At 65.6% G+C, this 12,672-nt stretch carries 7 protein-coding genes and 1 pseudogene; 4 read left to right on the top strand and 4 right to left on the bottom strand.

Features of this window, described 5'->3' with window-relative positions; genetic code table 11:
- Positions 1-17: 17 nt before the first annotated feature.
- Together XM50_RS06290 and XM50_RS06285 are read left to right on the top strand one after the other, a co-directional pair.
- Entirely contained in the window at positions 18-809 is a 792-nt protein-coding gene (locus XM50_RS06290; protein ID WP_046408324.1) for a LysR family transcriptional regulator, read from the top strand.
- Between the two features lie 8 nt (positions 810-817).
- The gene (locus XM50_RS06285) at positions 818-1,381 is read left to right on the top strand and encodes a GNAT family N-acetyltransferase (RefSeq protein WP_046408322.1); all 564 of its coding nucleotides are present in this window, start codon (positions 818-820) and stop codon (positions 1,379-1,381) included.
- Here XM50_RS06285 and XM50_RS06280 read toward each other — a convergent pair.
- Complete coding sequence (locus tag XM50_RS06280) at positions 1,368-1,847, bottom strand: hypothetical protein (protein WP_046408320.1); 480 nt, start codon at positions 1,845-1,847, stop codon at positions 1,368-1,370. The genes XM50_RS06285 and XM50_RS06280 overlap by 14 nt on opposite strands.
- 20 nt (positions 1,848-1,867) lie before the next feature.
- Positions 1,868-2,332 (bottom strand): hypothetical protein, encoded by a 465-nt coding sequence (locus tag XM50_RS20040; protein WP_156167194.1) that lies wholly within the window; start codon positions 2,330-2,332, stop codon positions 1,868-1,870.
- A gap of 268 nt (positions 2,333-2,600) precedes the next feature.
- On the opposite strand from XM50_RS20040, the gene XM50_RS06270 reads away from it, so the two are divergent.
- A complete protein-coding gene (locus XM50_RS06270) occupies positions 2,601-3,380 on the top strand; it encodes an SDR family oxidoreductase (RefSeq protein ID WP_046408317.1) in 780 nt (259 codons plus the stop codon).
- A gap of 99 nt (positions 3,381-3,479) precedes the next feature.
- Here the strand turns inward: XM50_RS06270 and rpoC are convergent, their stop codons facing one another.
- Both rpoC and rpoB read right to left on the bottom strand, forming a co-directional pair.
- The gene (rpoC, locus tag XM50_RS06265; RefSeq protein WP_046408316.1) at positions 3,480-7,760 is read right to left on the bottom strand and encodes a DNA-directed RNA polymerase subunit beta'; all 4,281 of its coding nucleotides are present in this window, start codon (positions 7,758-7,760) and stop codon (positions 3,480-3,482) included.
- A 74-nt stretch (positions 7,761-7,834) separates the two neighbouring features.
- Positions 7,835-11,989, bottom strand: a complete 4,155-nt coding sequence (rpoB, locus tag XM50_RS06260) for a DNA-directed RNA polymerase subunit beta (RefSeq protein WP_046408314.1) — start codon at positions 11,987-11,989, stop codon at positions 7,835-7,837.
- 383 nt (positions 11,990-12,372) lie between these two features.
- Here rpoB and XM50_RS20470 point away from each other — a divergent pair.
- Positions 12,373-12,672, top strand: a pseudogene (locus XM50_RS20470) (hypothetical protein); the annotation flags it as partial.

Here is a 12,672-nt window from a genome sequence, read left to right as displayed (position 1 = left end):
GCCAGGGGGAGCGCGGCGTGAAGCGTACGCATCTTCCCCTGAACGGTCTGCGCGTGCTGGATGCCGCGGCACGCCATCTGTCGTTTACCCGCGCGGCCGACGAACTGGCGGTGACCCCGGCGGCGGTGGGCCAGCAGGTCCGCGCGCTGGAGGATACGCTGGGCGTGGTGCTGTTCCGCCGCACGACCAAGGGGTTGGAGCTGACGCCGGAGGGCGAGGCCGGCCTGTCGGCGCTGCGACAGGGCTTCCTGCAGTTCGAGGAAGCGGTGCGGGCGATGCAGGCGGGGCAATCGTCCAAGTCGCTGACCATCGCCGCGCCGCGCGACTTGACGGAGAAGTGGCTGCTGCCGCGGCTGGCGACGATCGCGCAGCGCGACAGCGACCTGCGCTTCGTGCTGGTGACCGCCGACAGCGCGCCCGATTTCACCGAGGCGAACCTCGACCTTGCCATCACCTGGGGTGAGGGTCCGGGCCTTCACGAAGGCGAGGCGATCGAGAGCGAGGGCATGGTGACGGTCGAGCGGCCGGGCGGCGGCGCGGCGGCGATCATCGCCTGGCCGGGTGACGGCATGGATGAGGCCGGGGCGCTGGTGCGCGTCGGGGATGCGGGGCTGGCGCTGGACGCCGCGGCACGCGGGCTGGGCCGGGCGACGGTGCCCGAGCTGCTCGCCGCGCATGATATCGCCGCGGGCAAGGTGGCGCTGGTCGGTGAGCCGCGGCCGTCGCGGCTGGGCTATTGGCTGGTCGCGCCGCTGCCGCAATGGCGCCAGCAAAAGGTGCAGGCGCTGGTCGAGGCGCTGGCGGGTTGATCGTCGGCATGAGGGCGGACCCGTTTGAAAGCGAGCGGCTGCTGATGCGGGCCCCGACGCATGACGACGCGCCGGCGCTGTACGAAGCCTATCGCGACCAGCGGGTGATGCGCTTCTGGTCGAGCCCGCCGCATGAGAGCGTCGCGGACACGATCGCCTATGTGACCCCGCACGTCGACGACCAGTGGCGGCAATGGGTGATCGTGGAGAAGGCGAGCGACCGCGCGATCGGCACGCTGGCCGCGGGGGAGCGGCGGCGCGGCGTGATGGAGATCGGCTATCTGCTGGCACCGTCGGCCGCCGGCAAGGGCTATGGTCGCGAGGCGGTGGGCACGTTGATCGACCTGTTGTTTGCCGAGGGCGCGCGGCGCGTGTTCGCCGATACCGATCCCGACAATCAGCGATCGATCGCGCTCTTGATGGACTTAGGTTTCCAGCGCGAGGGATTGCTGCGCGCGGAATGGCACACGCATATCGGGGTGCGCGACAGCGTGATCTGGGGCCTGCTGCGCGATGAATGGCAACCGCAAAAGCGCGCGCGGGGGCAGCGCCTGCGCTCTAGTCGGGTGTGACCGCCGGCGGAGAGCTGCGGACACGACCTAGCCAGAAGGTCCCGTCGTAATCGGCGGCGTGATGAGCGGGGGGCGGATCGGTCAGGGCAATGAAGGGCGGGCCGTCGGGCTGTTCGGTCCTGCCGACAGCGTGAGGCCCGCACAGGACCGCGTCTGACGTGACGGGCGTGCCCGGCTGAGGCTTGAAGTCTGGCTTGATCTGGCAGCTCCACGCCGCGCCGCCGGCCGTCTCCATATCAAGGGTCACAAGGCGACCATGCCGCGCCAGATGCCGCGCCATCGGGTCGAACGTGACGCCGGAATGGTGCACGGGCCGCTTGCGCGCATGTACGTTACCCACCAGCACGAGCACATAATCATAGGGGCGGGAGGATGCGGCGCGCAGGATATTGTCTGCCTGTGCTGCCTCGTGCGGGCCCTGACCCGGCAGGTGCGCGAATTGCTGCGCCTGCGCCTCGTTCTTCATGCCGTTGAAGGGCGTTACGTCTATCGCTGCGCCGCGCCGCGCCGCGCCAGCTGATGCAGGCGCACCAGTAGGGCCATCATCGCTTCGCTGCCCGTTCCGTCGTCCATCTGCGCCCAGCCAGCCTTGCTCAACGCCTGTACGAACGCCGTTTCTGGGAGCTGCCAGGCATGTTGGTAGGCGGCGCTGAGATCAGAGGGGTGTTCGACGGCGACCAGGATCCTCTTGCCTTGCGCCGCCAGCGCGCAAGAGAGATCGCCGATGAAGGCCGGTGCCTGCTGCGTTCCATGCACTTCACCAAAGATGACAAATCGAGGTTCGCGCTCAGCGACCCCCTCCCAGCCGCGCGGGACCGCACAGGCCCGGGAAGGTTCGGGCTGCGTGGATGAAATCGGGAGCGACCGAGGACTGGGAATGGCGCCGGCCGGGAGCATTGGGTTCGAAAGCTGTGCCGCCAAGGTGACTGCGATTGCCTTGCTGATGCCCATGGAGCGTCTCCGGCGTGGCCCGCAAAAAAGCGGAGAGAAGGTGCCAGCGTAGCACCAATTGTTTCCTGTTCGCCCAGCAGTTTGTCTGATGGGGCTCGTCGGGGCTCACGGAGGTGGAGCGCGCGAGAAAATTGCTCCACGCGGCGCTCTCCTGTAGAAGCAGGCAAGGTTCAGGAGTTTTCGAGATGATCCAGCGTCACCGCTGAGGCGGCAAAAGACATCGATTGGTGGAGCGATCCGCCGTCCGGACTCTGTTTCGAGAACATTCATGCAAAGATTGAAGAACAAGACGTGCGTCGTCACTGGCGCGGCGCGTGGGATCGGGCGTGCGATTGCCGCGGGCTTCCATGATGAGGGCGCGCGCGTCTTCGTCACTGATGTGGACGCGGTGGCGGGCGCTGCGACCGCGGCAGAGATCGGCTGCCGTTTCGAGCCGCTCGACGTGCGCGAGGAGGAGGATTGGGACCGGCTCGCGCAGCTGGTTCCCGTCGCCGACGTCGTGGTCAACAATGCCGGCGTGACCGGATTTGAGAGCAATGCGGGGCCGCACGATCCGGAACATGCCAGCCTCTCCGATTGGCGGGCGGTGCATCAGGTGAACCTGGACGGCACGTTCCTTGGCTGTCGTTATGCGATCGGCGCGATGAAGGGCGCAGGGACTGGATCGATCATCAACATCTCGTCGCGATCCGGCATGGTTGGGATACCGGGCGCTGCGGCCTACGCCTCCTCCAAGGCTGCGATCCGCAATCACAGCAAGACGGTGGCGCTTTATTGCGCCCAGCAGGGGTGGCGGATCCGGTGTAATTCGATCCACCCCGCCGCGATCCTGACGACGATGTGGGAACAAATGCTGGGGGAGGGGCCGGAGCGCGAGGCGCGCATGGCGGCGCTGGTCGCCGATACGCCGCTCCGGCGCTTCGGCAGGGCGGACGAGGTCGCCGCGCTGGCAGTGACGCTGGCGTCGGACGAGGCGACCTATGTCACCGGGACCGAGATCAGCATTGATGGCGGGCTGCTCGCCGGGTCGGCTGCGGTACCCGGTTGACGCCGGCGCGGCACGTCGACGCCGCTGTGGGTATTTTCAAACAAAAAGCCCCGCCGGATCGCTCCGGCGGGGCTGATTGTGTCAGGCTGACCGGAACAATCAGTCGTTCAGATACTCGCCGGCAGCCTCGTCGCTGCCGTCGCCCGAGGGGACGACGGTGGCGAGCGGATCGTCACCGGTGCCGACGTCCTCACGCGGGCTGCGGGCGTTTTCGGCCGCACGCAGTTCTTCCGCGCTGGACGGCGCGACGATCATCGCATCGGCCAGCTTCTTCTGCTGGGCACGAAGCGCGGCGTCGCGCGAGGAAGCCGCCACGCGCAGGCGGTTCATGCCCGCGCCAGTGCCTGCCGGGATGAGCCGGCCGACGATGACGTTTTCCTTCAGGCCCATCAGCGTGTCCTGCTTGCCCTGGACCGCTGCCTCGGTGAGGACGCGGGTGGTCTCCTGGAACGACGCGGCCGAGATGAACGACCGGGTCTGCAGCGACGCCTTGGTGATGCCGAGGAGGATGGGCTTGCCCTGGGCCGGTGCCTCGTTCTTGCCGAGCTTCGCGTTGACCTCGTCCATCTCCGCACGGTCCACCTGCTCGCCAGGGAGCAGGGTGGTGTCGCCGGCTTCGGTGATCTCGACCTTCTGCAGCATCTGACGAACGATCGTCTCGATGTGCTTGTCGTTGATCTTCACGCCCTGCAGTCGATAGACTTCCTGGATTTCCGACACGAGATATTCCGCGAGCGGCTCGATGCCGAGCACCTCGAGAATGTCATGCGGATCCGGGCTGCCGCCGATCAGGTTGTCGCCACGCTTGACGTAGTCGCCTTCCTGAACGTCGATCACCTTCGACTTCGGGATGAGGTATTCCACCACCTCGCCGCCGTCCTCGGGCTGGATGCCGATCTTGCGCTTCGCCTTATAGTCCTTGCCGAACACCACGCGGCCCGAGACCTTCGCGATGATCGCATTTTCCTTCGGCTTGCGCGCTTCGAACAGCTCGGCAACGCGCGGCAGACCGCCGGTGATGTCGCGGGTCTTGGCGGACTCGCGAGCGACACGGGCAACCACGTCGCCGGCATAGACGACCGAGTTGTCGTCGACCGACAGCACCGCACCCGGCGCCAGCATGTAGCGGGCGGATTCACCCGAGCCTTCGTCGAGCAGGGTGATGCGCGGACGCAGATCCTCCTTCGAACGGCCAGCTGCACGATATTCGATCACGACGCGCTGGGCGATGCCCGTTGCCTCGTCAACCTGCTCGGTCAGCGTCTTGCCCTCGATGAGGTCCTGATACTTCACCGTGCCGCCGGTTTCCGTGATCACCGGCATGGTGAACGGATCCCATTCGGCGATGCGATCGCCGGCGCTGATGATGTGCCCATCGTCGCACAGCACGTTCGCGCCGTACGGGATCTTGTGCACCGCCAGCTCGCGGCCATCCATGTCGACGATCGCGACTTCACCCGAGCGGCTGAGCACCACGCGGCGACCACGCTGGTCGACGATGATGCGCAAGTCGCGATACTCGATCGTGCCGTCGACCGGCGCTTCGAGGTTCGACTGCTCGTTGAGCTGCGCCGCGCCGCCGATGTGGAAGGTACGCATCGTCAGCTGCGTGCCCGGCTCACCGATCGACTGCGCCGCGATGACGCCGACGGCCTCGCCGATGTTCACCGGCGTACCGCGGGCGAGATCACGCCCGTAGCACTTGCCGCAGACGCCGATCTTGCTTTCGCAGACCAGCGGCGAGCGGATCTTGACGGCCTGCACACCGGTTGCCTCGATCTTCGCCACCATCGGCTCGTCGAGCAGGGTGCCGATCGGGATCACGACCTCGCCGGTCTTCGCCTCGACGATGTCCTCCGCGGTCGTACGACCAAGGATACGCTCGCCGAGCGACGCGATGACCGAGCCGCCCTGAACGATCGCCTTCATCTCAAGCGCGCGCTCGGTGCCGCAATCGTCCTCGACGATGACGCAATCCTGCGACACGTCGACGAGACGGCGGGTGAGGTAGCCCGAGTTCGCCGTCTTCAACGCCGTATCCGCGAGGCCCTTACGGGCGCCGTGGGTGGAGTTGAAGTATTCAAGGACGGTCAGGCCCTCCTTGAAGTTCGAGATGATCGGCGTTTCGATGATCTCGCCCGACGGCTTGGCCATCAGGCCGCGCATGCCCGCGAGCTGCTTGATCTGCGCCTGCGAACCACGCGCACCGGAGTGCGCCATCATGTAGATCGAGTTGATCGGCTTCTCACGGCCGGTCTCCTCGTCGATGCGAACGGCCTTGATCTCGTTCATCATCGAGTTCGCCACCTGGTCACCGCAACGGCTCCAGGCGTCGATCACCTTGTTGTACTTCTCCTGCTGCGTGATCAGGCCGTCCTGATACTGCTGCTCGAAGTCCTTCACCTGCTCACGCGTCTCGTCGACCAGCTTGGTCTTGTCCGGCGCGATGATCATGTCGTCCTTGCCGAACGAGATGCCGGCGCGGAAGGCGTGGCGGAAGCCGAGTGCCATGATGGCGTCGGCGAACAGCACCGTCTCCTTCTGGCCGGTGTGACGATACACTTCGTCGATGACGTCGGTGACGTCCTTCTTGGTCAGCAGGCGGTTGACGGTTTCGAACGGTACCTTGTGGCTCTTCGGCAGGCACTCGCCGAGCAGCATACGGCCCGGCGTGGTCTCGTAGCGCTTGAGGTACTGGTTGCCGTCCTCGTCGGTCTGCGGAACGCGGCTGACGATCTTGGTGTGCAGCGTCACCGCGCCGTTGAACAACGCCTGGTGCACTTCCTCCATGTCGGCCAGCAGCATGCCTTCGCCCGGCTCGTTCTGCTTCTCCATCGAGAGATAGTAGAGACCGAGCACCATGTCCTGCGACGGCACGATGATCGGCTTGCCGTTGGCGGGCGAGAGGATGTTGTTGGTCGACATCATCAGGACGCGCGCTTCCAGCTGCGCTTCGAGCGACAGCGGGACGTGAACGGCCATCTGGTCACCGTCAAAGTCGGCGTTGAAGGCCGAGCAGACCAGCGGGTGAAGCTGGATCGCCTTGCCCTCGATCAGCACGGGCTCGAACGCCTGGATGCCGAGGCGGTGAAGCGTCGGCGCGCGGTTCAGCAGAACCGGGTGCTCGCGGATCACCTCGTCCAGGATGTCCCAGACTTCCTTGCGCTCCTTCTCGACCCACTTCTTCGCCTGCTTCAGGGTCATGGAAAGACCCTTGGCGTCGAGACGTGCGTAGATGAACGGCTTGAACAGCTCGAGCGCCATCTTCTTCGGCAGGCCGCACTGGTGCAGCTTGAGCTCCGGACCGGTCACGATGACCGAACGGCCCGAATAGTCGACGCGCTTGCCGAGCAGGTTCTGACGGAAGCGGCCCTGCTTGCCCTTGAGCATGTCGGACAGCGACTTCAGCGGACGCTTGTTGGCGCCCGTGATCGTGCGGCCGCGGCGGCCGTTGTCGAACAGCGCGTCGACCGCTTCCTGCAGCATGCGCTTTTCGTTGCGAACGATGATGTCCGGCGCACGCAGCTCCATCAGCCGCTTCAGACGGTTGTTACGGTTGATCACGCGGCGATACAGATCGTTGAGATCCGACGTCGCGAAGCGGCCACCATCGAGCGGCACCAGCGGGCGCAGTTCGGGCGGGATGACCGGCACGACCTCGAGGATCATCCACTCCGGACGGTTGCCCGATTCCAGGAAGCTCTCGACGACCTTCAGCCGCTTGATGATCTTCTTGGGCTTCAGCTCCGACTTGGTCGTCGCCAGCTCTTCGAGCAGCGCGGTCTTCTCGCCTTCGAGATCCAGGCTCTCGAGCATGATGCGCACGGCCTCTGCGCCGATGCCGGCAGAGAAGGCGTCCTCGCCATATTCGTCCTGCGCCTCGAGCAGCTCATCCTCGGTGAGAAGCTGATACTTTTCGAGCGGGGTGAGGCCCGGCTCGATGACGATATAGGCTTCGAAGTACAGCACGCGCTCGAGCTGCTTCAGCTGCATGTCGAGCAGCAGGCCGATGCGCGACGGCAGCGACTTCAGGAACCAGATGTGCGCGACTGGGGCGGCGAGCTCGATATGGCCCATGCGCTCGCGGCGAACCTTCGAGACGGTGACCTCGACGCCGCACTTCTCGCAGACGATGCCCTTGTACTTCATGCGCTTGTACTTGCCGCACAGGCATTCGTAGTCCTTGATCGGACCGAAGATGCGCGCGCAGAACAGGCCGTCACGCTCGGGCTTGAACGTGCGATAGTTGATCGTCTCGGGCTTCTTGATCTCGCCGAACGACCAGGAGCGGATGCGGTCCGGGGACGCAATGCCGATCTGGATCTGGTCGAAGGTCTCCGGCTTGGCGACCGGGTTCGCGAAATTGGTAAGTTCGTTCATTTTTCTACCTCTTCCCCCTCCCGCGCGGGCGGGAGGGGCTAGGGGAGGGATGGTCGATCGTCGGAGCGGTGCTGTTACTCAGCCGCCTCGGCCAGGTCGCCGTCGTCCGCGTCTTCCATGCTCTTCAGCTCGACGTTGAGGCCCAGCGAACGCATTTCCTTGACGAGCACGTTGAAGCTCTCCGGAATGCCGGCCTCGAACGTGTCGTCGCCCTTGACGATCGCCTCATAGACCTTGGTGCGGCCGACCACGTCGTCGGACTTCACCGTCAGCATCTCCTGGAGCGTGTACGCCGCGCCATAAGCCTGCAGCGCCCACACCTCCATTTCGCCGAAGCGCTGGCCGCCGAACTGCGCCTTACCGCCCAGCGGCTGCTGGGTGACGAGGCTGTACGGCCCGATCGAACGTGCGTGGATCTTGTCGTCGACGAGGTGGTGGAGCTTCAGCATGTAGATGATGCCCACCGTCACCTTGCGGTCGAACTGATCGCCGGTACGCCCGTCGAACAGATCCGACTGACCCGACGGATCGAGACCCGCCAGCTCGAGCATGTTGGCGACGTCCTGCTCCACCGCACCGTCGAACACCGGAGTGCCCATCGGAACGCCGGGCTTCAGGTTGGTCGCCAGCTCGATGATGCCCTGTGCGTCACGTGCCTCGATCTCGTCGACATAATGGTCGCCGTAGATCGTCTTCAGCCGGTCCTTCACCGCCTCGGGCATGGCGCCCGGGGTGGCATCCGGATTGGCTTCACGCCATTCCTCCAGCTGCTGCGCGATCTGCTGGCCGAGGCCGCGGGCGGCCCAGCCAAGGTGCGTCTCGAAGATCTGACCGACGTTCATGCGCGACGGCACGCCCAGCGGGTTCAGCACGAGATCGACCGGCGTCCCGTCGGCGAGGAACGGCATGTCCTCCACCGGCAGGATGCGGCTGATGACGCCCTTGTTGCCGTGACGGCCGGCCATCTTGTCGCCCGGCTGCAGCTTGCGCTTCACCGCGACGAACACCTTGACCATCTTCAGCACGCCCGGCGGCAGCTCGTCGCCACGCTCCAGCTTCTCGCGACGATCCTCGAACTTCTCGCGGATCAGCTTGGCGGCCTCGTCATACTGCGCCTTCACCGCCTCGAGATCCGACTGGACCTTGTCGTCGGCGACCGCGAACTTCCACCATTCGTGGCGGTCGACGCTGTCGAGCGTGTCCTGATCGATCACGGCACCCTTCTTGGGGCCGCCCTTCGGCACCGCGGTCGCGGTCTGGCCGATCAGCATCTCGCGCAGGCGCGACCAGGTGGCGCGGTTGAGAATCGTGCGCTCGTCGTCCGAGTCCTTCTTCAGGCGCTCGATCTCCTCGCGCTCGATCGCCATCGCGCGCTCGTCCTTGTCGATGCCGTGACGGTTGAAGACGCGAACGTCGACAATCGTACCGGCAACGCCCGGCGGCAGACGAAGCGAGGTGTCGCGCACGTCGCTGGCCTTTTCACCGAAGATGGCGCGGAGGAGCTTCTCTTCCGGCGTCATCGGGCTTTCGCCCTTCGGCGTGATCTTGCCGACGAGGATGTCGCCCGGCTCGACCTCGGCACCGACGTACACGATGCCCGCCTCGTCGAGGTTGCGCAGGGCTTCCTCGCCGACATTCGGGATGTCGCGCGTGATGTCCTCGGGCCCGAGCTTCGTGTCGCGGGCCATCACCTCGAACTCGTCGATGTGGATCGACGTGAACACGTCGTCCTTCACGATCCGCTCGGAGATGAGGATCGAGTCCTCGTAGTTGTAGCCGTTCCACGGCATGAACGCGACGAGCGCGTTGCGGCCGAGGGCGAGCTCACCGAATTCGGTCGACGGACCGTCGGCGAGGATGTCGCCGGCGTTGACCACGTCGCCCACCTTCACCAGCGGACGCTGGTTGATGCAGGTCGACTGGTTGGAACGCTGGAACTTCATCAGCGAGTAGATGTCGACGCCCGACTTGCCGGCATCGACCTCACCGGTGGCGCGGATCACGATGCGGCTGGCGTCGACCTGGTCGACGATGCCGGCGCGACGCGCCGAGATCGCGGCGCCCGAATCGCGCGCAACGGTCTCTTCCATGCCGGTGCCGACGAAGGGCGCTTCCGCCTTCACCAGCGGCACGGCCTGACGCTGCATATTCGAGCCCATGAGCGCGCGGTTGGCGTCGTCGTTTTCCAGGAACGGAATGAGCGAGGCGGCGACCGAGACCAGCTGCTTGGGCGACACGTCCATCAGCGTGATCGTCTCGGGCAGCGCCATGAGGAATTCGCCGGCCTGACGGGCCGAGATCAGTTCCTCGGTGAAGCGACCCTCGGCGTCGAGCTCGGCGTTCGCCTGCGCAACGGTGTGCTTCTGCTCTTCCATCGCGGAGAGGTACACGACCTCGCCGGTCACCTTGCCGTCCACCACGCGGCGGTACGGCGTCTCGATGAAGCCGTACTTGTTGACGCGCGCGAAGGTCGACAGCGAGTTGATGAGACCGATGTTCGGGCCTTCCGGCGTTTCGATCGGGCAGATACGGCCATAGTGCGTCGGGTGAACGTCGCGAACCTCGAAGCCCGCGCGCTCACGCGTCAGACCGCCCGGCCCGAGCGCCGAGACACGGCGCTTGTGCGTCACTTCGGACAGCGGGTTGGTCTGGTCCATGAACTGCGACAGCTGCGACGAGCCGAAGAATTCACGCACCGCGGCAACGGCCGGCTTCGCGTTGATGAGGTCGTTCGGCATGACGGTCGACACGTCGACCGAGCTCATCCGCTCCTTCACCGCGCGCTCCATGCGCAGCAGGCCGACGCGATACTGGTTCTCGAGCAGCTCGCCCACAGAACGCACGCGGCGGTTGCCGAGGTTGTCGATGTCGTCGATCTCGCCCTTGCCGTCCTTCAGATCGACGAGGGTCTTCACCACGGCCAGAATGTCCTCGGTGCGCAGCGTCGTCACCGTGTCCTCGGCATCGAGGTCAAGGCGCATGTTGAGCTTCACGCGGCCGACGGCCGAGAGGTCGTAGCGGTCCGGATCGAAGAACAGGCCGGCGAACAGCGCCTCTGCCGTTTCCAGCGTCGGCGGCTCGCCAGGGCGCATCACGCGATAGATGTCCGACAGCGCCTGCTCGCGCTCTTCGGCCTTGTCGGCCTTCAGCGTGTTGCGGATCCACGGACCGGTGGTGACATGGTCGATGTCGAGCAGCTCGATCCGGTCGATGCCGGCGCGATCCAGCTTCTCGAGATTGTCCGGGCCGATCTCATCGCCAGCCTCGACGTAGATCTCGCCGGTCTGCTCGTTGATGAGGTCATAGGCCGAATAACGGCCGTAGATTTCCTCGGTCGGGATGAGGAGGTCGGTGAGGCCGTCCTTCGCCGCCTTGTTGGCGGCGCGCGGGGTGACCTTGGTGCCCATCGGGAACACCACTTCGCCCGAATTTGCGTCGACCAGGTCGAACGTCGGCTTCACGCCGCGCCAGTTCTCGGCCGCGAACGGAATGCGCCAGCCACCCTCGCCGCGCACATACGTGACGCGGTTGTAGAAGTGGTTGAGGATTTCCTCGCTGTTGAGGCCCAGCGCGTAGAGCAGCGCCGTGACCGGCAGCTTGCGCTTACGGTCGATACGAACGTTGACAATGTCCTTCGCGTCGAACTCGAAATCGAGCCACGAACCGCGATACGGGATCACGCGGGCGGCAAAGAGATACTTGCCCGAGGCGTGCGTCTTGCCGCGGTCATGATCGAAGAGGACGCCCGGCGAGCGGTGCATCTGGCTGACGATCACGCGCTCCGTGCCGTTGATGAAGAACGTGCCGTTCTCCGTCATCAGCGGCATGTCGCCCATGTAGACGTCCTGCTCCTTGATATCGAGCACCGAGCGGGTTTCCGTTTCCGGGTCCACCTCGAACACGATCAGGCGAAGCGTCACGCGCATCGGCGCGGCATAGGTGATGCCACGCTGGCGGCATTCCTCAACGTCGAACTTCGGCGGTTCGAGTTCGTAGTTCACGAAGTCGAGTTCCGCGGTGCCGGCGAAGTCGCGGATCGGGAACACGCTGCGCAGCGTCTTCTCGAGGCCCGAGACATAGCCGATCGACGGGTCCGACCGCAGGAACTGTTCGTAGCTTTCGCGCTGCACCTCGATCAGGTTCGGCATCTGAACCACTTCGTGGATGTTGCCGAAAACCTTGCGGATGCGGCGCTTTGCGGTGCCGCCTTCGATCGCCTTGGTTGCCATGTAGCTGTCTGCCTTGGTCTAATTCGTCCGGGCGCAGGACAAGACGCCAAAAGGCCGCGCGTCATGTTCCGGATCCGGAACCAACGGCAGCCTTGCAGCGTCTTATGAACCCACCTGCTCCAATCCGTTCGACATAGTGCGCGACGCCATGTCATTTCCCGAAGCTGTGGTAACCGGCCGGATATAGGGGAGGGGTCGCCCTCCGTCAACCGGACCTGGCGACCGCAACGGGTCAAAGGCCTGATGCCGGGCGGTAAAGGCTGAAGAAGCCGCCACACCCTGCCACGCGGCGTTTGGTGGTGCGGCCGGTCCGCCGTACAGGCGGCGGCGCGGCAGCGATTCCGTTGCCCCGTGTTCAGGGTTCAGACGATAACGCGATGACGATGGCAGGGACGAAGAAGGGACGGCGCGTGGCGCTGGTGGCGGGCGCGTGGATCGCCTTTGCCGGTGGTGCGGCGTTGGCGCAGGACGTGCCGCCGAGCACCCCCGATCTCGGCAACTTCAGCCTGCCGCCCTCGCAGCCGTCGCCGACGCCGACCAGTGCGCCGGTCGGACCCGCCGACGAGGTGCCAGCGACCAACGCTGCGGCGCCGATCATCCGCCCACCCGCGCCGCGCCCCACGCCGACCGTGACGCCGACGCCGCGCGCCACCCCGACGCCGCGCGCCACCCCGACGCCGCGG

This window comes from Sphingomonas sp. Ag1, assembly GCF_000980895.1.
Lineage (GTDB): Bacteria > Pseudomonadota > Alphaproteobacteria > Sphingomonadales > Sphingomonadaceae > Sphingomonas > Sphingomonas panaciterrae.
Note: the sequence above shows the minus strand (reverse complement) of the source record. Positions and strands in the feature narration are given on the sequence as shown.

Excerpts from the sequence above, each read along its gene's own strand:
- XM50_RS20040 (WP_156167194.1), bottom strand. The coding sequence starts at position 2,332 with ATGGGCATCAGCAAGGCAATCGCAGTCACCTTGGCGGCACAGCTTTCG.
- rpoC (WP_046408316.1), bottom strand. The coding sequence starts at position 7,760 with ATGAACGAACTTACCAATTTCGCGAACCCGGTCGCCAAGCCGGAGACC.
- XM50_RS06270 (WP_046408317.1), top strand. The coding sequence starts at position 2,601 with ATGCAAAGATTGAAGAACAAGACGTGCGTCGTCACTGGCGCGGCGCGT.
- XM50_RS06285 (WP_046408322.1), top strand. The coding sequence starts at position 818 with ATGAGGGCGGACCCGTTTGAAAGCGAGCGGCTGCTGATGCGGGCCCCG.
- XM50_RS06280 (WP_046408320.1), bottom strand. The coding sequence starts at position 1,847 with ATGAAGAACGAGGCGCAGGCGCAGCAATTCGCGCACCTGCCGGGTCAG.
- rpoB (WP_046408314.1), bottom strand. The coding sequence starts at position 11,989 with ATGGCAACCAAGGCGATCGAAGGCGGCACCGCAAAGCGCCGCATCCGC.